The 19,966-nt window shown below is 63.8% G+C and carries 18 protein-coding genes; 11 read left to right on the top strand and 7 right to left on the bottom strand.

Annotation, left to right across the window (positions count from 1 at the left end; genetic code table 11):
* The first annotated feature begins 390 nt into the window (after window positions 1-390).
* The 5 genes from AYJ54_RS21210 (at window position 391) to AYJ54_RS21230 (ending at window position 5,120) form a co-directional block, all read left to right on the top strand.
* Window positions 391-1,401 (top strand): aldo/keto reductase, encoded by a 1,011-nt coding sequence (locus AYJ54_RS21210; protein WP_063701852.1) that lies wholly within the window; start codon window positions 391-393, stop codon window positions 1,399-1,401.
* A gap of 15 nt (window positions 1,402-1,416) precedes the next feature.
* Complete coding sequence (locus tag AYJ54_RS21215; RefSeq protein ID WP_063701854.1) at window positions 1,417-2,730, top strand: tetratricopeptide repeat protein; 1,314 nt, start codon at window positions 1,417-1,419, stop codon at window positions 2,728-2,730.
* Between the two features lie 33 nt (window positions 2,731-2,763).
* A complete protein-coding gene (locus AYJ54_RS21220; protein ID WP_063701855.1) occupies window positions 2,764-3,582 on the top strand; it encodes a CoA transferase subunit A in 819 nt (272 codons plus the stop codon).
* Window positions 3,583-3,585: 3 nt separating this feature from the next.
* Complete coding sequence (locus AYJ54_RS21225) at window positions 3,586-4,329, top strand: CoA-transferase (protein WP_063701857.1); 744 nt, start codon at window positions 3,586-3,588, stop codon at window positions 4,327-4,329.
* 212 nt (window positions 4,330-4,541) lie between these two features.
* Entirely contained in the window at window positions 4,542-5,120 is a 579-nt protein-coding gene (locus AYJ54_RS21230; RefSeq protein WP_063702077.1) for a hypothetical protein, read from the top strand.
* Here AYJ54_RS21230 and AYJ54_RS21235 read toward each other — a convergent pair.
* On the bottom strand, window positions 5,113-6,957 hold the full coding sequence (locus tag AYJ54_RS21235; protein WP_063701859.1) for an AMP-dependent synthetase/ligase: 1,845 nt from the start codon (window positions 6,955-6,957) through the stop codon (window positions 5,113-5,115). The genes AYJ54_RS21230 and AYJ54_RS21235 overlap by 8 nt on opposite strands.
* A 111-nt stretch (window positions 6,958-7,068) precedes the next feature.
* Here AYJ54_RS21235 and AYJ54_RS21240 point away from each other — a divergent pair, with 111 nt between their 5' ends.
* From AYJ54_RS21240 to AYJ54_RS21250, 3 genes are all read left to right on the top strand, one after another.
* Window positions 7,069-7,416, top strand: coding sequence for a DUF3088 domain-containing protein (locus AYJ54_RS21240; RefSeq protein ID WP_063701861.1), 348 nt, complete (start codon window positions 7,069-7,071; stop codon window positions 7,414-7,416).
* 447 nt (window positions 7,417-7,863) lie between these two features.
* Window positions 7,864-8,439, top strand: coding sequence for a cysteine hydrolase family protein (locus tag AYJ54_RS21245; RefSeq protein ID WP_063701863.1), 576 nt, complete (start codon window positions 7,864-7,866; stop codon window positions 8,437-8,439).
* Between the two features lie 166 nt (window positions 8,440-8,605).
* Window positions 8,606-8,923, top strand: a complete 318-nt coding sequence (locus AYJ54_RS21250) for a hypothetical protein (protein WP_063701865.1) — start codon at window positions 8,606-8,608, stop codon at window positions 8,921-8,923.
* Window positions 8,924-9,137: 214 nt separating this feature from the next.
* Here AYJ54_RS21250 and AYJ54_RS21255 read toward each other — a convergent pair whose 3' ends face one another.
* From AYJ54_RS21255 to AYJ54_RS21265, 3 genes are read right to left on the bottom strand one after another with little or no spacing between them, the layout of a single operon-like run.
* Window positions 9,138-10,409 (bottom strand): flavin monoamine oxidase family protein, encoded by a 1,272-nt coding sequence (locus tag AYJ54_RS21255; RefSeq protein WP_063701867.1) that lies wholly within the window; start codon window positions 10,407-10,409, stop codon window positions 9,138-9,140.
* A 13-nt stretch (window positions 10,410-10,422) separates the two neighbouring features.
* Window positions 10,423-11,130 (bottom strand): RibD family protein, encoded by a 708-nt coding sequence (locus tag AYJ54_RS21260; protein ID WP_063701869.1) that lies wholly within the window; start codon window positions 11,128-11,130, stop codon window positions 10,423-10,425.
* 19 nt (window positions 11,131-11,149) lie between these two features.
* Complete coding sequence (locus AYJ54_RS21265) at window positions 11,150-11,812, bottom strand: FABP family protein (RefSeq protein WP_063701871.1); 663 nt, start codon at window positions 11,810-11,812, stop codon at window positions 11,150-11,152.
* Between the two features lie 488 nt (window positions 11,813-12,300).
* Here AYJ54_RS21265 and AYJ54_RS21270 point away from each other — a divergent pair, with 488 nt between their 5' ends.
* Window positions 12,301-12,888, top strand: a complete 588-nt coding sequence (locus AYJ54_RS21270; RefSeq protein ID WP_201724232.1) for an ankyrin repeat domain-containing protein — start codon at window positions 12,301-12,303, stop codon at window positions 12,886-12,888.
* A 253-nt stretch (window positions 12,889-13,141) separates the two neighbouring features.
* Entirely contained in the window at window positions 13,142-14,017 is an 876-nt protein-coding gene (locus AYJ54_RS21275) for a hypothetical protein (protein ID WP_063701873.1), read from the top strand.
* Window positions 14,018-15,298: 1,281 nt separating this feature from the next.
* On the opposite strand, the gene AYJ54_RS21280 is transcribed toward AYJ54_RS21275, so the two are convergent.
* The 3 genes from AYJ54_RS21280 to AYJ54_RS21290 all read right to left on the bottom strand — a co-directional run bounded on the left by AYJ54_RS21280 (window position 15,299) and on the right by AYJ54_RS21290 (window position 18,667).
* Window positions 15,299-15,841, bottom strand: a complete 543-nt coding sequence (locus AYJ54_RS21280) for a transporter (RefSeq protein WP_082905769.1) — start codon at window positions 15,839-15,841, stop codon at window positions 15,299-15,301.
* Between the two features lie 103 nt (window positions 15,842-15,944).
* The gene (locus AYJ54_RS21285) at window positions 15,945-17,663 is read right to left on the bottom strand and encodes an arylsulfatase (protein ID WP_063701875.1); all 1,719 of its coding nucleotides are present in this window, start codon (window positions 17,661-17,663) and stop codon (window positions 15,945-15,947) included.
* Window positions 17,664-17,692: 29 nt separating this feature from the next.
* On the bottom strand, window positions 17,693-18,667 hold the full coding sequence (locus tag AYJ54_RS21290; protein WP_063702080.1) for a formylglycine-generating enzyme family protein: 975 nt from the start codon (window positions 18,665-18,667) through the stop codon (window positions 17,693-17,695).
* 290 nt (window positions 18,668-18,957) lie between these two features.
* Between AYJ54_RS21290 and AYJ54_RS21295 the strand changes: the two genes are divergently transcribed.
* Complete coding sequence (locus tag AYJ54_RS21295) at window positions 18,958-19,959, top strand: helix-turn-helix domain-containing protein (protein WP_245329084.1); 1,002 nt, start codon at window positions 18,958-18,960, stop codon at window positions 19,957-19,959.
* Window positions 19,960-19,966 lie beyond the last annotated feature (7 nt).

A 19,966-nucleotide genomic window follows, 5' to 3' on the forward strand; every position in this document is an offset into this window, starting at 1 on the left:
TAGCCCACCGGCCGAACCGGAGCTGCAAGAGCAAAGGAGATGGTGCGATCGATCGTTCAAAGATGCGAGCAAATCCGTGGGACCCATCGGCCGAACGAGGTCGCGTGGTTGATTGGAACTCGCGTCGCGGAAACCATCTTGGCCAGCGGCCCAACACGCCGCACCAACAGGCCGGACACATGGACGCAAGCGATCCGATCAAACCTCACAAAGCTCTTGTGCCACGGGGGCCGTCCACATATGGGTCCCGGATCTGCGCTCCGCTTCGCTACGCTTGTCCGGGACGACGAACTGTACGTACCGGCGGATATCTGAATTGCTTCGCTGCGCTCGCAATGACGGAGTCGGGCCGCTATGCTGCCGCCAACACAAGCGTTGAGGAAAATAGCCATGCAATACCGCCAGCTCGGCCGCAGTGGTCTTAAGGTGTCGCCGATCTGTCTCGGCAGCATGATGTTCGGCGGGCCGACGGATGAGGCGGCCTCGAAGCGCATCATCGCCAAGGCGCACGAAGCCGGCATCAACTTCATCGATACCGCCGATGCTTATTCGAAGGGCGCGTCCGAAGAGGTCGTCGGCCGGGCGATCGCCAACAACCGTCATGCCTGGGTGCTGGCGACAAAGCTCGCCAACCCCATGGGCGACGATCCCAATCGCGGCGGGCTGTCGCGGCGCTGGGTGTTGCAGGCGGCGGACGAAAGCCTCAAGCGCCTCGGCACCGATCACATCGACATCTACTACCTGCACAAGGAAGACCATGCGACGCCGCTGGAGGAGACAGTGCGCGCGATGGGCGACCTGATCCGCGCCGGCAAGGTGCGCTATTTCGGCGTCTCGAACTACCGCGCCTGGCGTGTCGCCGAGATCTGCAACATCTGCGACCGGCTCGGCATCGACCGGCCCGCGGTCAGCCAGCCCTACTACAACGCGATGAACCGCATGCCGGAGGTCGAGCACTTCCCGGCCTGCGGCTACTATGGCCTCGGCATCGTGCCCTACAGCCCGCTGGCGCGCGGTGTGCTCACCGGCAAATACCGGCCCGACGCAGCGCCCGACAAGGAGACGCGTGCTGGCCGCAACGACACCCGCATGATGCAGACCGAATGGCGGCAGGAATCGCTTCTGCTCGCGCAGGAGATCAAGAGCCACGCCGAGAAGAAAGGCATCACCGCCGGCCAGTTCGCTGTTGCCTGGGTGCTGAACTCGGCTTTCGTCACCTCGGTCATCGCCGGCCCCCGCACCGAGGAGCAGTGGGACGACTATATCCGTGCGCTCGACTACCGCTTCACGGCTGAGGACGAGGCGCTGATCGACGCTCTGGTAACACCAGGCCATCCGTCGACGCCGGGCTACAACGATCCGGCCTATCCGATCGAGGGACGGCGCGCACGCACCACTTGAGACCGGGAGACGACGATGGCGCATCAGGATCGTTACGGACTGCCGCTCTCCACCGCATCCGATGCGGCAGCATCCGCCTATCGCGACGGCGTCGACCTCATGCTCGCGGGCTGGACTGGCACGGCGGAGGCGCTGGAGCGCGCGATAGAGGCTGATCCCGATTTCGCGCTGCCGCACATCGCGCGGGCGCGGCTGCACGCCTTCTATCAGCAGGGCGATCTCGCGCGGCGGAAAGCAGCCGTGGCGCGCGAGATCGTCGCCAGGCGCGGCACCGAGCGCGAACGTTCGCATGTCGAGACGCTGGCGCTCGCGGTCGAGGGACGGCTGCCCGAGGCGCTGGCCGCGACGCTGAAGCATATCGACACATGGCCGCGCGATGCGGTGGTGCTGTCGCTGCCGCTCGGCGCGTTCGGGCTATTCGCCTTCTCCGGCATGGCCGATCACGACCGCGCGCGGCAGGAGCTGTGCGAGCGCGTCGCACAGCATTACGGCGAGGACTGGTGGTTCCTGACGCTGTACGGCTGGGCGATGACCGAGAACGGCGACGTCGCCCGCGGCCGCCCCGTCATCGAGCGCGGCTTCTCGCTGCGGCGGCAAAACGCCCATGCCGCGCACGCCGTGCTGCATGCGATGTTCGAGGACGGCTCGATCGACGAGGCCGATCGTCTCGTCGACGAATGGATCCCCACCTATGACCGCGCCGGCATCTTGCACGGCCATATCCGCTGGCACCAGGCGCTCGGCGCGCTGGAGCACGGCGATGCGGCGCGGGCGCTCGCGATCTATGCCGACGTGCTGCAGCCAGAGGTGACGCGGGCGCCGCCGCTGAATGTGATCACCGACGGCGCCTCGCTGTTGTGGCGGCTTGCGGCTTACGGTCACGCCGTGCCGCAGGCGCTCTGGGCCGAGGCCGATGCGGCCGCGCAGCGCCTGTTCCCGAAGTCGAGCATCCCGTTCGCCGACGTCCACATGGCGCTGTTCGCCGCGGCAACGCAAAACCGCGAAACGCTTGCCTCGCGCCTCGCCGTGATCGAGCAGCGGCTCGCCGACGGCAAGCTGCCCGCCGGCCCCGTGGTGCCCGCGATCTGCCGCGCGATGACCGCCTTCGCCAGCGAGGATTATGGGACTTGCGTGCAAATGCTCGCGCCTGTCATCACCGAAGTCGTGCGCATCGGCGGCAGCCACGCCCAGCGCGAGCTGATCGAGGACACCTTCATCGTGGCGCTGATGCGCAGCGGTGACCTCCCTCGCGCCCGCGCCCTGCTCGATGCCCGCCTGCACCGCCGCCCCTCCCTTCGCGATACGCGCTGGCAGGCGGCGATGGCTTGAGGCAGGATAGCGAAAACAGGCCGGAGGACGTCCATGACCGAGATCGTTGCGCTGGAGGCGCTGGCCGCACGCGTCGCACCGGGACAGTCGCTGGCGATCCCCGTCGACAGCTCCGGCGTGGCGATGGCGGCGACCGCAGCGCTGCTCGAAGCCGGCATCCGCGATCTCAGGCTGATCTGCGTGCCGATCTCCGGCTTGCAGGCGGACCTCCTGATCGGTGCCGGCGCGATCGCCTCGCTCGAGACCAGCGCGGTCTCGCTGGGTGAAGCCGGCGGCGCGCCGCGCTTCACCGCGGGCGTCAAGAGCGGCGCCTTCACTTTGCGCGACTCCACCTGCCCCGCGATCTACGCCGGCCTCCTCGCCGCGCAGAAGGGCGTGCCGTTCATGCCGATCGCAGGCATCATCGGCAGCGATCTCTTGGGCGTGCGGCCGGACTGGCAGGTGATCGACAGTCCCGTCGGTGAGGCGCGCAAGGTGGTCGTGGTGCCCGCGATCTCGCCCGACGTCGCGCTGTTTCATGCGCCCGAGGCCGACCGCGCCGGCAATGTCCGCATCGGCCGGCATCGCGAGCTCGCCAACCTCGCCTATGCCGCAAAGCGCACGCTGGTCACCGTTGAGCGCATCGTCGACCGCAACCTGCTGGAGAGCGAGGACTCCGCCGCCGGCGTGCTGCCTTCGCTCTATGTCGACGCCATCGCGATCGCCGCACGCGGCGCCTGGCCGCTCGCGCTATGGGACGAGTATCCCGCCGACGAAGCCGAGATCGCGCGCTACGCGGCGATGGCGCGCAGCGAGGAGGGTTTTAGGGCTTATCTCTCGACCTTCCTGTCGCATCGCAAGCAAGTGGCCTAAGCGATGTCATCCGAACGCGAGCGTCGCGAAATCCTCATCGCCACCATCGCCGACCTGCTCGACGGCATCAGTCACGTTGCGGTCGGCGCATCGTCGCCGATCCCGGCGGCCGGCGCGATGTTGCTGCGCGCACGCAACGCGCGCGACGGCAAGGCGCCGGTGCGCATCTCGATCCTGGGATCGCAACAGCACAATTTCTTCACCAATGGCGGTATCGAGCTGTTCGACTGCGCTGCGCAGGGCCGCGTCGATGCCTTCTTCCTCGGCGGCGGCCAGATCGACGGCCAGGGCAACATCAATCTGGTCGGCACCGGCGACTATCCGAGGACCGGCGTGCGCTGGCCCGGCTCATTCGGCTCGGCCTATCTCTATCACCTCATTCCGCGCGTGATCCTGTTTCGCGAGGAGCATTCGCCACGCGTGTTCGTGCCGAAGGTCGATTTCGTCAGCGCCCGGGCGATCACGCCCGAAGTCCGGCGCCGCGGCGGGCCCTACGCGCTGTTGACCAACATGGCGCTGTTCGACTTCGACCGCGAGGCGGGCGGCTTCGCCTTGCGCTCGGTGCATCCGCCCTTCACGCCGGCCGATATCCGGGAAAACACCGGCTTCGCCTACGAGGAGCCGGAGGTCGTGCGGGAGACGCCACGGCCGGACACCGCGACGCTGGCGCTGCTGCGCGGACGCATTCTCGATGAGCTCGCCGAGACCTATCCGGCCTTCGCGCGGACAATGAAGCAGGCGGCATGATCCTACCCATCTCTGCCACGAAAAAAACATGGCCCTGGCGACAAGTGCCCGCCGGGGCAGGTTGGGGCGATTTGGCAAATCGCCTAGGGGGTGGTGCGGTGGTATTCCAGACTGGCTTGGCACGAACAACGGGATGGCAACCAATTCGTGGTTGGCTGGTTGGTGGACGGAACTCGTCCGCTTCCGTGGTCTCCTGGCATGCGAGCCTGACGATGCGCCTCCGCCGACCGGTTCTGGCCGCGACCCTCGTGGTGTTCGCAAGCCCTTGTTTTGCCGAGACTTCCGCCCCCATCCCGGTCAACAATCCGCCCGCGCAGCAAAACGCCCTGATCGACCTGCTGGCGCTGATGTCCGGACACTGCAAGACGCTGAAGATCGCGGGCCGCACTTTCGGCTGCAAGACGGTGGCCTACGCCCATGGCGACAAGGGCCGGGTCAATTTCGCGGTCGCGATCGACGATCCCGCTGACGATAACCACGTCGTGTCGTTCTCCGGCGAGAACGGCAAGCGGGCCGACGACAATTCCTACGAGCTGCGGATCGACCGCATGCTGATCAACTCCAAGAACCGGCCCAAGGTCGACGGCCTGCCGGTGCCGGCCGAGCAGACCTCCACCGGCGTCTGCCGCCAGACCGGCAATTTCGCCGCCAAGCAGGTCTCCGATGTCACCTGCTCCGCGACCGACAGCGAGGGCCGCAGGTACGAGCTGCTGTTCGTCTCCGACGGCAAGCCGGTAAGCGTCCGCCGGATCAGGCAGTCGGCACCGTCGATCCAGGATCCGTTCAAGTAGCGGTTCGTGGCGCTGCCGCCGGCTTCTTCGCATAGATCCGCTCGATCTCGGCGGCGAAGCGATGCTCGAGCGCGGGGCGCTTGTTCTTCAGGGTCGGCGTGAGGAGCCCTGCTGCGATGGTCCAGGGCTCGAGCGTCCACCACACCGCGCGCGGCGTCGCGTAGGACGGATAGGCCTTCACGGCTCCAGCGATCCGCGCAAGCAGATCGGCCCGTTCAGCGCCCTCGCCCTGCTTGCCCCCAGCGGCAAGCTTCTGCCGCTCCTGCTCCCAGGCCTTGGCGCTGAGCACGACCAGCGCGGTGAGGAACGGCCGCTGCTCGCCGATCACCATCGCCTGCTCGAACAGGGGATCGGCGAGGATCGCGGTCTCCAGATCCACCGGCGCGATCTTCTCGCCGGTAGAGGTGACGAGGATGTCCTTGATGCGGCCGGTGATGGTGATGCGCCCGTTCTCGATGCGCGCCTGGTCGCCGGTATGTAGCCAGCCATCGGCCTCCTTGACGCGGCGCGTCTCCTCCGGCCTGTGCCAATAGCCGAGCATCACGCTGGGCCCACGAACCAGCAGCTCGTCATTCTCGCCGAGCCTGACCTCGATCCCATCGAGGACGAGGCCGACCGAGCGCGGGTCGTTGTCCTCGGCCGTGTTGACGCTGACCACGGGTGAGGTCTCGGTCATGCCGTAGCCCTGGAGGATGTCGAGCCCGAGCGACAGGAACAGGCGGATGACCGGCTCGGCGATCGGCGCGCCGCCGGAGACCGCGACCCGCAAGCGGCCGCCGAACTGCGCCAGCACCTTGTCGGCCACGAGCCGCTTCAACAGCGGCCACGCCAATCGGTCGAATGGCGACGGCGAACCACGCCCCTGCCGCGCATCGAAACGCCGGCCGCCGACGGCTAGCGTGAGAGCGAGCAGCGCGCGCTCGACGCTGCCGGCCGCGTTGCGGTGCTGCATGATCAGCGCGTAGAAGCGCTCATAGATCCGCGGCACGGAATTCAGCACGGTCGGGCGCACATGCTTCAGATCCTCCGACAGCAGCGACACCGAACGCGCATAGGCGACGCAGGCGCCGGCCGCGATCGGATAGTAGTAGCCGCCGGTGCGCTCGAATGTATGCGAGAGCGGCAGGAAGGACAGGAAGACATCGTCCGGCTCGGCCGCGATGCGCCCGGCGATCGCCTTCACATTGGCCACGATGTTGTCATGCGACAGCATCACGCCTTTCGGACGGCCTGTCGTGCCTGAAGTGTAGACGATGGCGGCGAGATCGTCCGGCCTCACCGCAACGTCCGGCATCGGCGCGGCCGCGCCTGGTGCGGCATCGAGCCAGCGGTCGAGCGCGACGATGCGCACGTCGCTTGCGACGAGGCCCGCCGCGTCGGCACAGACGATGCGCTTGAGATTGTCGAGCGGCTGGCCGGTCGCAACGATCCCCTGCCAACGCTCCAGCGTATCCACGAACAGCAGAAGCGCGCCGGAATCGGCGAGGATGTAGGCGATGCTGTCGGGATTGTCGACAGCATGCATCGGCACCGGCACAAGGCCGCGCGACAGCGCCGCCTGGTCCATCGCGATATGCGCAATCCCGTTCGGCATCAGGATCGCAACACGCTCACCGGGCGCAAAGCCTTCTGCGGCGAGCGCCCGCCGCCAGCGCTCGAACTCCGCATCGATCTCTTGCCAGGACTGGCTGACCCAGCGCCCCGCGGCGTTATCGAAATGCCGATAAGCCTCCGCCGCCGGCGTCAGAGCGACACGCCAGCGCAGCAGCTGCGGCAGCGTCGTTACCTCGGCGAGCGCGCGAGGGGCTCCTTGCGGTTGACTGATCGGCCCTGACATGGCGTCCTCCCGCAACGATCGATTCCCGGAAAGATTTACTGCCTTGAGGTTAGGCCGGCCAGCCATTGATACCTTGATCCTCAGCAAGCCGGCCATGTTTCGGAGCGGCCCATGACGCGCGACCGTCTGTTTCTGATGCGCCCCGGTTTCGAGGACCCGGCCTTTCCGGGCCGACGTTTCTATTGCTGGCATTGTGCGCTGATCGAGGGCGTGCTGGCCTCGTTTCCGGCGCTGGCGGGCAGGCTCGACGTCGAGCGCATCGCATGGCCGCGGCCGAGGCACGCCGTGATCGCGCTCGTTGGCGAGGAGAACCAGTCGCTGCCGCTCCTGGTGCTCGCAGACGGCGCGACGTCACCGCACCAGACCGGGCAGCATCAGGGCCGCGCCTTCATCGCCGACAAGGACGCGATCCTCGCCGCACTGTCCGAGCGCCACGGCTTCCCCGATCCGCATCCGTGAGGGTGAAAGCACCTGTAGCCCGGATGGAGCGCAGCGAAATCCGGGAAAGCCTCAAGTAGGATGCAGCGGTCCCGGATTACGCTTCGCTCCATCCGGGCTACAGGAATTCCCGATCCGCATCCGTGAGTGGCGCCCCGCGCACCGCTGTATTCCCTCCCCCCTTGCGGGGGAGGGTTAGGGAGGGGGTGCCACACGGCACACTCTCTCGATTTGAGCAACGGCGCCTTGCATCGCCGATTTCGGACACACCCTTTCCTGGGCTCTGCCTCCCCAGCCCTCCCCCGCAAGGGGGGAGGAGGCGCAGTGTGCGCTGTGGCCGCACCAACTCGTCACTGCGAGTCCTTCGTCTGGGACACGAGAGCGTCTCGAAACGAGGGAAAATCGGCATTGCCTGCTCTCGCGCCCGCCTCGCATACTCGCATCCACCTAATCCGGAAGCCGCCGTCCATGACCAGCCCGCGATCCCTCACTGCTCTCATCGTCATCGACGTCCAGCGTGCGTTCGACGAATGGGAGGCGGCCGGCAAGCGGCGCAACAATCCGGACGCGGTTGCGCGGATCGCGGATCTCCTGAAAGCATTCAGGGCGAGCGGCGCACCCATCTTCCACATCCGCCACGAGGGCACGCGGCCGACATCGTCGTTTCGCCCCGAGAGCTCCGGCTACGCCGTCAAGGACGAAGCACGCGAAGCGCCGGGCGAGCCCGTGATCGTCAAGCGCGTCAACAGCGCCTTCATCGGCACTGACCTCGAGAGCCGGCTGCGCGCCGCCAGCCTCACCACTCTCGTCATCTGCGGCGCCACCACCAATCACTGCGTGGAGACGACGACGCGGATGGCTGGCAATCTCGGCTTCGACACGCACCTCGTGCGCGATGCGACATGGACGTTCGATCGCGTCGGGCCCGATGGCGATGCGCATTCGGCCGAGGCGATCCATGCGATGACGCTGTCGAACCTCAACGGCGAATTTGCCCGCATCGTCTCGACGGATGAGGTCATCGCGGCGTTTGGCGCGGCATAACGCCGACGCGGCGATTGTGCGGCGAACGCGCGGTCATGCGACAATACATCGCGCGACACTCGATCATTCACACGCGTTGATCGGAACTGAGGTCTGCGTCGTTTCGACGCCGGAACGCGGCGGACGCACGTCAGTTGTCACACGACATCTCAACTGGAGTGATGACATGAAGTATCTCTTTGTCGCGATGGCTGTCGGTGCTGCGGCGCTTGCCGGCGGATCCGCGGCCTACGCGGCCAACAACGGAAAGGCCACGCAGAACGCGCAAGGCAGCCAATCGACCGACATCAGCGCGCAGCACCGGCATCACTGGCGCGGCCACCGCCTCCATCACCACTGGGGTCATCACGGCCATTATCGTCCCTACTACCGAAGCTACGGCTATTATCCGCGGCACGGCTATTATGGCGGCCGACCCTACGGCTATTACGGCGGCGGTCCCGGCGTGACGTTCAGCTTCGGCACCGGCGGCTATGGCTGGTAGACGAAAGGCCCGCGACAATGCGGGCCTTTTTTCCTGGCTGTTGCCGATCGTCATGGCCGGGCTCGTCCCGGCCATCCACGTTCTTCTCGCGCGAGAGCCAAGACGTGGATGCCCGGGACAAGCCCGGGCATGACGAATTTGCGGAAATGATTACCCGCCAAGGGAACGCTGACCCGCGGCTATCCACATCTGAGACTACCCGTCACCGCGTGGACTATCCGCGCAGGATCATCTGCGCCGTCTCAAGCCCGCTTGCCAGCGCCGCCTCGACCGTTCCCATGTCGCGGCCGCGATAGAGGGCTTCGCCGGAGAAGAGGACCGCGCCATCCGCGCGCGACAGGATCGTTTGCGCATCGCGCGTCTGCGGCGTCGCCCAGGAATAGGCGCCGCGCGCGAAGGGATCATGCGCCCAGTTGCTCGCAAAGCCCGCAACAAGGCCACTTTCGATGTCCTTGCGTGACAGGGCGAAGATGGCGGCGAGTGAATCGAGCCCGGCATCGATCAGCCCCTGCGGATCGAGGCTCGACAGCTCCGCCGTTCTCGGACCGCCGAACCAGCCGCTGAGCACGGAATGCTCGGTAGGGCGTTGTGTCCACCACACCGGGATGGTCTGGTCCGACAGCAGGAAGGTGAGATCGCTGAGATCCTCTTGCCTGTCGCGCCACCATGGCCGCTCGAAGCGCAGAAGGATCTTGATGACGTTGCCGAAACCGATCTCGGCTGCGGCGGCAGCCTTGTCGCGCGCAGCTTGCGGAAGCGCGATTCCCTGCAAGAGCGGAAGCGGCACCGTGAGGATCACTCTGCCGCAGGCATGCCCCTCGCCATTGGCGCAGCGGACGCTCACCGTGCCGCCGGTCTCCTCGACCGCCGCGACAACGGAGTCGAAGCGGATAGCGACGCCATGCTTGCGGCACTCCGCCGCGAGATGGTCGACGAGGCCGCCATAGCCGCCGACGATGCGCGCCTGCGTAGCGTGTCCGCCATTCATCCATTCCTCGCGCAACGCCAGCGTTGAGGCGCGCTCGGGGTCGGCCGCGTCGTAGCCCTCGATCATCCGCGCGACGGAGTGCCGCAGCCGCTCGTATTCGTCTCCCGCAAAATGGCGGCGCAGGAAGTCCGCGACGGTCATATCGTCCTTCAGCTCGCGCAGCACCGCATGAAGCTCCGCCTCATGCCGATCATAGCGGTCCTCGCGCGAGAGCGTTTGGCCGTCAAAAGTCCACTGCGTGCCTTCGATCTCCTGCAGTGACAGCCCGGCCTCGCGGACGAGGCCGCGCGTGACCGGCGCATCGCCATGGACGAATTCCGCGCCGCCATCCGCACGGTATCCGAATTGCGACGCGGGCAGCGGATGGATGCGCCCGCCGCAGCGGTCGCGCGCCTCCAGGATCGTCACCCTTCTCCCCGCGCGCGCGAGCTCGCGCGCCGCCATCAGGCCGGCCGCGCCGGCGCCGACGATGACAATGTGCTCTGACTTGTCCGACATGCTGGAGCTTTACTTAGCCCGCTCTTTGCGGATCGTTCTGAAGCAGATAGCGCAGCAGCAGGACGCCACCACCGAGTGGCCGCGTGCTCTCCAGTGTCATCGCGGTGACGGGCGCGCGCTGCTGGCTCTCGGCGTCCGTCGAGTCGAACACGATCGGCGCGCCCCTGGCGCCATCCACCGCCGGGCACAGGATCAGGTTGAGCTCGTCGACGAGGCCGGCGCGCAGGAACGCGCCATTGGCGGCGCCGCCGCCCTCCAGCAGCAGGCGTTTGACGCCGAGCTCGCGATTGAGAATCTCGAGCGTCAGCGCCAAGTCGATCTCGGATTTGCCCGCGAAGATGTAGGACACGCCCTCGCCGCGGAGGCCCGCGAGATGCGCGTCCGACACGCTCTCGGTCAGCACCACGACGATCGGATCGCCGCCGATGTCCGAGCGGCCCCAGCCGATCTTGCCGTGGGCATCGAGCACGACGCCGTAGGCTTTCGCATCGCGCCGCGCGAACCAGTTTTCGCGCGGGAACGTCGCGTTCGTCGTCGCAGGATACGGCTTGCCCTTGGCGAACTCCGAGCCGGTGACGCGGCCGATCAGCCAGGCATCGCCGCCGAGCTCATCATGGATCCGCTCGAACCAGTCCGCACCCGCTCCTTTCGGACGCCAGCGGCTGTGATGCGTGCGGCCATCGACGCTCGAGGCCATCAGGCAGATGACGTGCGGTTTCATGCAATTCTCCGGAGTGCGCTCAAGCCGCCGTTCCGCCGCCCTTGGCGCGATCGTTCACGATCACTGCGAGCGGATTGAGCTTTGGCGGCGCGACCAGCTTGAGCGTGTTGGTGTCGTGATGATTGAACGGCGCGCCTCTTACAAATGACTTGGTCTGGATGAGATAAGTCCAGCTGCCATCATCGTTGAAGGTGATGTCGCAGCGGTAACTGTCGGTGCGGAACGCTTGTTCCAAAAAGTCGGTCGAGCAGATCCCATAAGCCGTGTCGCCGCGCTTGGCCATGACGGAGATATTCCTGTCATCCGGCCTGGCCTTGCCCGATGCAAGCAGCACCTGGCCGCGCGGTATAGCCAGCGTCTGCATGATCAGCCCGGTCGCCGGCTCCCAGAGCCAGTAGCCGACCTGGTCGTGGAAGGTGATGTCCTCCTCGGGCGTGTTGATGTGGATGTGATAGCGCAGCCCATAGAAGAGCTGCGGCCCGTTGGCCTGCGGATCGATCGGATCCATCCGGATATGCTCGATGAACACCCGCCGCTCCGGCCCCTCGGCCTTCGGATTGATGTCGATCCCCTTGTCCGCCTGCCACACACCGGCGAGACGGCGGAGCGGGCCGAGATTGGCGAGGCCGTCGGGAGAGACGTCGTCGGGCTCGGTGAAGATATCGGCGGGAATGGGGAGCATGGGGGCCTCGCGGGGTGTGGGAGCAGCAATAGCACGAGGGCTGGCGCGTGGCTCAAGTGCGTGTTTCACAAACGCGAGTGGGCGTCGGCGCAACGGCCCGGGGCATTATGGTCAGTGATGCCCCTCTTCGGGCTCGCCGAACCATCGCAACGCGGCCTGAGCGGCTTGCTCGTGGTCAGGAGCGGCGTCGGCGGTGCGTGCAACACGCCATCGGGGCGCACGATGGCGGTAAGGCTTGCGAACCAGCGCGCCTGTATTTGAGACAGCGACCACCGCATTCCCGTCGGGACAGGTGAGGACGCTAAGGACAACCCACCAGAGGGGGAAAAATTTCGACGTAGGCGAGTAGTAGCGAAGCGACATGCGGGGATTGGCACCACCCCAACCCGGATGTCGCTTCGCTATCCGGCTACGCCGCTGTCTTTGCGAAAGAAAGCTGATATGTCTTTCTCATTGGTCTGATGGAGGATCACTATGTGGGGGGCGCGGTGTCAACCAACGTCGTCGTCAAGTGTCTGATGGTCCGCATTCCCCGGGTGTTATTGCCGTGGTGCATAGCATTTGCGCTCGGCTCGGCGACTGTAGCCGTGGCTGGCCCTGCGGAGGACCTGTTTGCTGCGGCGACTAGCGGCGATACGGCGGCGGTGCAAGCACTCCTCGCCAAAGGAACCGAGGTCAATGTCAAGGTGAGCAATAACGCGACCGCGCTGATGGCGGCCTCTCAAAACGGCCACCTCAATGTGGTGCAGGCACTGCTCGCCAAGGGAGCCGATGTCAATGCCGAGACAAGCAACGGCTTCACCGCGCTGATCTACAGCTCCGTCAAAGGCCATCTCGACGTGGTACAGGCGCTGCTCGCCAAGGGGGCCGATGTCAATGCCAAGTCAAGTGATGGCCTGACCGCGCTGATCGGGGCGTCACACTACGGTTACCCAGATGTGGTGCGGGCGCTGCTCGCCAAGGGAGCTGATGTCAATGCCGTGGGCAACCACGGCCAGACGACCGCGTTACATGAGGCGATATTGGAAGGACACTCCGATGTCGCAGGCTTATTGATCCAGGCAGGCGCGAAATAAGCAGACAACGCCAGGACCTAGATGGGGTAACGGGCTCCTTGGGCCGTCCAACCAAGCAGCGCGCGCTACGGCGCTTTTGATGGCGCGCGTCGCGCGGCTTGATTGGAAGGCAAGCAAGTAGCCCGCATGAGCGAAGCGACATGCGGGGTGCCATCACCCCCTGAGGTGATGTTGGCGGTCGATGCGCTCGTTGAGTAAGGTTGGAAACCGAACCGTGTTTTATCGAGAAATGCTGAATCAAAGAAGGTGAACTGTGCAGGAGCCACTTCAACTGCTGACTGATCTGGGTCAGATCCGCGAAGCCTTTTCCATCTGGCGCAAGGCGATGGAGCAGCACGGGTACAGGCTCGCTAGCGTTTGGTGGCTACCTGAATCGAAGATGTACTTTCGCAGCAAGGGAAACGATTTCAAACTCGGCTTAGACTCTACTGGTGAGAACTGGACTGTTGAGTTGAATGAGCCAGAGCAAGGAACGGAAAATCCACTATCGGGCATCGCACGAAATTCAATCGGGCAACGTTATTTGCTCAGACAAGGTGTCTTGCACAAAAATGCGCAATCTCTCCGCATAGAGAGCAACGAGTTTGAAGAACGAACCGGCCTTAAACCCGCTGACGTAACGATAGACGGCAAGCCAGCAAAACGCTCGTGGTTCATCGTGACGGCGCTTGACCTCCCGACAGCGGAAATCTGTCAGAACACGGCAGCGTTCGTGGAGGGGTGCGGTCTCGCTAGGAACCCAGATGCTGCCGCGGTGGCGAAGCAGGACGATGAACGCCTCGCCCAACTCTTCGGCAAGCCGGAGCAAGGTGGTCGAATCACCGGACACCCGACCATCAATCACAACCAGCGGCATCGCATTCAGGGCGAGGTTTGGCAAAAGCTGCAGGCGCTTCTCGCGGCCGATGGTCGCCGTCTCGATAAGCCCAGGCACGCCCGTGGCTATGAGGTTGATGGTGAAATCGAAACTCCAACCGAGAGGCTGCTCCTTGAAATTAAGACCGATACGACAGCATCGGATATCTACGCCGGCATAGGTCAGCTAATCGTTTTATCAGAAGCTATTACCGCGGCTTTCCGGCCACCGTCGGGTCCTTCTTCCGGGCTCGCCATCAGGCGCCCTTATTGAAGCGATCCACGAGTGCGAGGTTGAGCTACATAGCTACGATCTAAAAATAGACGGCGAGGAGGTGCATATCCGCTTCTCCGAGCAGTTTCTTCGGCTATGCAATTTGGGCTCATAGCGCGCACCAACCCAAAAACCCAGATGTCGCCTCGATCATCCGGGCTGCACCCAAGGCGGGCCTCGTCAATTCCGGACGCGACCTTTGCTACTTCAGCGCCAGGCTGCTGCAATACCAGGAGGTTTCGCCGCTCCTCCAGCCGGTGATCCGTCCGGCCTCCTTGCACTCGTCATAGGTCTTGTAGTTGCCGACGTTTCGGCACATCGGCGAATACGAGCCACCGGAAATAGAGCATCCGTGCCAGGGCGCGTTGCCTGTCCTGAAGCTTGACTGGCATCCACCGGCGCAACTGCTCGAGATGCTCGCGATGTGCGCGAGCTTCGCGGCATCCGACGTCGGCGCCGCCGATGGCGCGGGAGCGGCCGGCGTTGTCGGATGGGACGTGGCGCTGGGGCGACCGCATGATGTACCGGCTTTGCTGGCCTCGCCGCCTGCTTCGGCGCGTCGACCACGACGCCGGGGAGAGCAGTGGCGGCGTCGGTTTGCGACAACGCCGGGCCGCTTGACCCGCACAGCAATGCAATCGATTGCGACCGCCGAGCTTCCAAGGAAGAGTGACGAAAACCTCATGGCCGTGTCCTCCCAATGCTGGACAATCAATTCCATCCCGGAACGCGAAGCTATCATGTTCCCATGAAAGTAGAACCACATCCGAGTTGCAACCAGACATTGGCTGCCATTCGGCGCGACGTCGGATTCAGGCTGTCTCCGCCTCACGCGATGTTCTGGAAAAGGCCATCAGGCTGGATGGTGCCCAGGGAGGGAATCATACGCAACCACCGACACGACGAACCGCTGTTCGTCCTCAGCATGGTGGCGTGAGCGCTTTGCACAGTGGCGGCCCGCCTGTTGCCGACCGCTTAGCGCAATTCGAATCCGAAAATGCCGAGCTACGCGCCGTGCCCCGAACGGGAGAATCCCAATGAATACTCAGCGCCCTACTTTTCCCGCCTTGATCCGCGCCGAGTTGGGCGACCTTGTCGATGAAACTAGCGGCTGCCGTGCGCGTAATCAGCGAGACGCGCTCGAAACTGAGATAAACCAGCGTCAGGCCGACGAAAAGCACGACGGCGATGAACACCGTGATGATCGAGGTTCGAAAGCCGATGCTGAGGGGAAGCCGGCTCGCGAAACGGGGGTCGTCCGAGATTGTGTCGTCGCTGTCCCTAGTATTTCCGCACGATCGGTTTTGCTGAGGCTGGTTCGGGCGGCGCGGGCGATACCGCGAACGTCACCCAGGCCGTCCATCCTTGGGGCCGGTTCTCGACATCAAGATCCCTGTAACCCTTCAAATTGAGATACCCCTGATAGCCCTCGGCGACCGGAAAGATGAAACCGACCTGCGGACCGATACCGATTGTGCGTCCTCTAAAACCGCCTAGCTTCGCGCCGGCGCCAGTGTCGTCTGTAAGCTGCTGATAGAAATAGCCGGCAAGCCCTATCTGGACATTCTTGCTGAGGAATTGCGACGCTCCCCAGTCCAGGTGAAAGTCGATGCCGTTCTGGTACTGGAGAAAGGGATTGATGAGGCTGTAGGTGAGGCCGCCGACAACCGAGAACTCATGTCCCGTCTTCGGATCGAAATAGGTGTAGCGGGCACCGGCATCGTATGCGACGTAGCCGAAACTGAGATTGGCAAGACGATTTGGATCGTAGGTGCCGCTCGGGATGTAACCGCAGATCAGGATGATCCGGCTCGCGACCGTCACCGCGTCCGCGTAAGGGTACCCCGCGTGCTTTCGCGCCCCCGCTCGCCGGCGGGCAAGGACTTCACCGCAATCGCAACGCCGGGTACCTCCTCCCTCATTGCGGTCAGTTTTGGTTCGATTTACCTACCGTGATCTTTTCCATCGCATCGCTGGCGGTGAAGCTCGCCGCCTTGGCGCGTGGCGGGAAGTCTTTGAAGCTCTCGAGATAGCGCGCCACGATGGCCTGCGCCGGCACCAACATGAACATCCGGTGCGACTGCCAGTCGGCGTAGTAAATGCTTGTGGTGGCCCTCTCGAACGGATCGGATCGCAGGTTATAAAGAGCTGGCGCCCGCAGCTTGTTGAATTGGCCTTGCCAGGGACCGAGCGGGGTCTGGGGATTGACCTCTGTGTTTTGCTCCAGGAACGCAATCTTCCAGTCGCGGACGCGGATCGCCATCAGGTCGCCGTCGTCGCTCCAGTAGAGAAAATCCTCGCGCGGCGACTGCTTGGCCTCACCCTTGAGGAAAGGCATCAGGTTGTTTCCATCGAGATGAACCTTGAAATTCTTGCCGTTCAGCGTGTGGCCTTGCACCACCTTTTCCACCAGGTCGGGCTCGCCCGCCGCGGCAGCGAAGGTCGGCATCAAATCCTCGTGCGCGCAGATGTCGTTGACGATGGTCCCGGGCTGAATCACACTGGGCCAGCGGATCAGACAAGGAACACGGAAACCACCCTCCCAGTTGGTATCCTTCTCGCCCTTGAACGGGGTCGCACCGCCATCAGGCCACGTGAAGACTTCGGCGCCGTTGTCCGTCGTGTAGACTACGATCGTGTTGTCGGCGACGCCGAGATCGTCGACCAGCTTCAAGAGTTCTCCGACGTGGCCGTCGGTCTCCGCCATGCCATCTGGATAGAGCCCAAGGCCTGTCTTGCCTTGTGACTCCTTCTTCAGATGCGTGAAGACGTGCATTCGCGTGGTATTGAAATAGCAAAACCACGGCGTGCCGGCGCGCTGTTGGCGCGTGATAAAATCCTTGGCTGCGGCAAGAAATTCGCCATCGATTGTCTCCATGCGCTTGGTATCGAGAGGACCGGTGTTCTCGATCACCTGCTTGCCTACGCGCCCGTAGGCGGGATCGATAGCCGGGTCGTCGCGATCACTCGCTTTGCACTTCAAGACGCCGCGCGGCCCGAATTTAGCGCGGAAGCGTGGATCCCTCGGATAATCGGAGTTCTCGGGCTCTTCCTCGGCATTGAGGTGGTAGAGATTGCCGAAGAACTCGTCGAAGCCATGCATCGTCGGCAAATGCTCGTTGCGGTCACCAAGATGGTTCTTGCCGAACTGTCCGGTGGCGTAACCGTAGGTTTTCATGACGTCCGCTATGCTCGGATCGTCCGGCCCCAATCCGAGCGTCGCACCGGGCAGGCCGACCTTCGTCAAACCAGTGCGGATCGGCGATTGCCCGGTGATGAAGGCGGCACGGCCTGCGGTGCAGCTCTGCTGGCCATACCAATCCGTGAAGACAGCGCCTTCCCTGCCGATCCGATCGATGTTGGGCGTGCGATAGCCCATGATCCCCATGTTGTAGGCGCTGATGTTGAACCAGCCGATGTCGTCGCCCATGATGAAAAGGATGTTCGGCTTGCGGCCAGACGGCGCGGCAGGTACCGGCGCAGGCGCCGAAGGGGCGGCCTTCTGCGCCTGCGCCAGCGCACTGGAGGTCAGCGTCGCCGCTGCAACCAGCGTTGAGGTGCCGAGCAGCAAATTCCGGCGATCGATGGCTTGCTGGTCGCGACTGCTGGCCTTGATCTGGTCCTTGGCTTTCGACTCGTTGCTCATCGAACACTCCCACTTTGCTTGAAAGTTGCTTACGGTTTTGATCTGACGACGCACCTGAATCCGACATGGCTCATGGACGAGTCGACAGGCTCGGCATGGCGTGCGGCCGGGCGGTAGCGGCGGCAATAATTCGGCGCGCAGAGATGCGAGCCGCCCTTCAAGACCTTGCGTGGAATTCTGACGTCCGGCAGCGCCGGGTCGTAGCTTGCGTCCTCACGGCCGCCGTGCGGATTTTGCGGGATGCAGCACGCCTTCGGCACATCGGGCTCGTACTTCGCGGACCACCAGTCGGAGGTCCACTCCCAGACATTGCCGATCATGTCGTAGAGACCGTACCCGTTCGGCGGAAATGCCATCACCGGCGAGGTGCGCTCATAGCCGTCGTCACACAAATTCTGGATTGGAAAATTCCCCTGCCAGATGTTCGCCATCTGCTGGCCGCCCGGGGTTAGCGTATCGCCCCAGGCGAACTCCGCGCCGTCGAGGCCGCCGCGCGCCGCGAACTCCCATTCGGCCTCGGTCGGCAGATCCTTTCCCGTCCATTTCGCGTAAGCAAGCGCATCGCTGCACGAAACATGCACCACCGGATGGTCGTCGAGTCCCTTGATGTTGCTCTTCGGCCCGTAGGGACGCCGCCAGTTGGCGCCCTTCATGAAGGTCCACCACTGGCTCCAGTCGCGAAAATCATCGACCCGCGGCGGTGGAGAGAAGACCAGCGATCCCGCGTAGATCATCTCAGGTAACGCGCCGGGATAGTCCTTCGGGTCGGGGACAATCTGCGCTGTCGTGACATGGCCAGTCGCGTTGACGAACGCCTTGAACTGCCGGTTGGTCACCGGCGCGCGGTCGATCCAGAAGCCGTCGACGGAGACTCGATGGCTCGGCGCTTCCTCGGCGTAGTGGTTGTCCGAGCCCATGCGAAACGTGCCGCCCGGAATGCTGACCATGCCGGAGATGACATCGTCCTTTGGTCCTTCGCCGCGCTCGAACTCTGCCCGCAACATGACGCACATTCCCGGGGCGCACTTCACGATGGGTCAGCCCGGCTTCCCATTCCGGTGCACGCGCTACCGCTCGTGAATCCCCTTTTTAGGAATCACGCCGTCGCTATCGCCCAAGTTGTGATGCTAGCTTCACCCGAGGCGGTTGTAACGTCCGGTTTGTGCCAAAATCAGGGTTGTCCTGCGACGCGGGGCCGCGCCGATTGTCTGATAATTGAAGATAAATGCTGCACGCCCCATCGCATCACGAGCGGGCGAGCAAACGCTGCAATTTGAGGTCGATATGGTAATATATGGGCATCATGGTCAACAAGCGAAGTCCCGTGGGTCGATACACCTCGCTGCACAGCCATCGACTTGTGAGCTTTGAGGACCTCAGCGAGCTTGTCCTTGGCGCGCAGACTGAGGTCATGCAGATCGGACGCGGAAGGATTGAAGGACACTTCATCCACGCATCGATCGGCGGCCTTCCAATCAGCGCCGGCTCCTTTTCCCTCGGAATAAGATCCAGGGGAGTTCACAGCCGAGACCGGATCACCATCGGGATGCTGACAAGCTCCACGGAGAGGGTTGTCCGTTCCCCGTCGTATGAAATGTTTCCAGGAGACGTGCTGGTGACGCCTCCCCGTGGCGAGCATGATGGCCGATACTTTGGCGGAGCGTCTCTCTTCCTGATCTCCCTCTCACCCACTGAGATCGAATCGATATTTGGAACGGGTTCGAAGCTGGCCGAACCGAGCGCGTGGCGCAGAAATCTCTACAAGGGAAATCTGGACACCGTTCAGCGAGTCATCCCTCGTCTGCAAACGCTGGTCGCGACATTGGGCAAGGGCGATCTGGTGCTTACTGAAGCTGCAGCCGAATTCTGGAAACGCGCGGTGGTCGAGGCGATGACGGCCGACCTGTTGCGCGGGATGCCATCCGAGCTCGATGGGCCTCTGCCTTCCGCCTGGCGCCTTGTCAGACGAACTGAGGAATATCTCGACGCGCACGAGAGGGGACCGGTTCATATTTCTGAGCTTTGCAATCAACTGCACGTTTCGCGGCGCTCGTTGCATCGAGCTTTCCACGAAGCAATTGGAGTTGGCCCTGTCGCTTTTCTCCGCTATCGGCGGCTGTGTGCTATTCACACCGCTCTTCGTTTTCACCACGCGGACGATACGAAGATATCCGATCTAGCCATTCAGCACGGATTTCTGAATATGGGGCGGTTCGCTGAGTATTACCACAAACTGTTTGGCGAATATCCTTCGCAAACGCGGAGACTGGAGATGTCGGATGACTCCATCCAGTGAAGCCAAT

This window comes from Bradyrhizobium centrolobii (genome assembly GCF_001641635.1).
Lineage (GTDB): Bacteria > Pseudomonadota > Alphaproteobacteria > Rhizobiales > Xanthobacteraceae > Bradyrhizobium > Bradyrhizobium centrolobii.

Bases quoted from the DNA above. Each gene is read 5' to 3' on its own strand.
- AYJ54_RS21250 (WP_063701865.1), top strand. From the start codon at position 8,606: ATGAAGTATCTCTTTGTCGCGATGGCTGTCGGTGCTGCGGCGCTTGCC.
- AYJ54_RS21285 (WP_063701875.1), bottom strand. From the start codon at position 17,663: ATGAGCAACGAGTCGAAAGCCAAGGACCAGATCAAGGCCAGCAGTCGC.
- AYJ54_RS21220 (WP_063701855.1), top strand. From the start codon at position 2,764: ATGACCGAGATCGTTGCGCTGGAGGCGCTGGCCGCACGCGTCGCACCG.
- AYJ54_RS21240 (WP_063701861.1), top strand. From the start codon at position 7,069: ATGACGCGCGACCGTCTGTTTCTGATGCGCCCCGGTTTCGAGGACCCG.
- AYJ54_RS21230 (WP_063702077.1), top strand. From the start codon at position 4,542: ATGCGCCTCCGCCGACCGGTTCTGGCCGCGACCCTCGTGGTGTTCGCA.
- AYJ54_RS21255 (WP_063701867.1), bottom strand. From the start codon at position 10,409: ATGTCGGACAAGTCAGAGCACATTGTCATCGTCGGCGCCGGCGCGGCC.
- AYJ54_RS21225 (WP_063701857.1), top strand. From the start codon at position 3,586: ATGTCATCCGAACGCGAGCGTCGCGAAATCCTCATCGCCACCATCGCC.
- AYJ54_RS21265 (WP_063701871.1), bottom strand. From the start codon at position 11,812: ATGCTCCCCATTCCCGCCGATATCTTCACCGAGCCCGACGACGTCTCT.
- AYJ54_RS21215 (WP_063701854.1), top strand. From the start codon at position 1,417: ATGGCGCATCAGGATCGTTACGGACTGCCGCTCTCCACCGCATCCGAT.
- AYJ54_RS21245 (WP_063701863.1), top strand. From the start codon at position 7,864: ATGACCAGCCCGCGATCCCTCACTGCTCTCATCGTCATCGACGTCCAG.
- AYJ54_RS21290 (WP_063702080.1), bottom strand. From the start codon at position 18,667: ATGTTGCGGGCAGAGTTCGAGCGCGGCGAAGGACCAAAGGACGATGTC.
- AYJ54_RS21260 (WP_063701869.1), bottom strand. From the start codon at position 11,130: ATGAAACCGCACGTCATCTGCCTGATGGCCTCGAGCGTCGATGGCCGC.
- AYJ54_RS21235 (WP_063701859.1), bottom strand. From the start codon at position 6,957: ATGTCAGGGCCGATCAGTCAACCGCAAGGAGCCCCTCGCGCGCTCGCC.
- AYJ54_RS21295 (WP_245329084.1), top strand. From the start codon at position 18,958: ATGGGCATCATGGTCAACAAGCGAAGTCCCGTGGGTCGATACACCTCG.
- AYJ54_RS21210 (WP_063701852.1), top strand. From the start codon at position 391: ATGCAATACCGCCAGCTCGGCCGCAGTGGTCTTAAGGTGTCGCCGATC.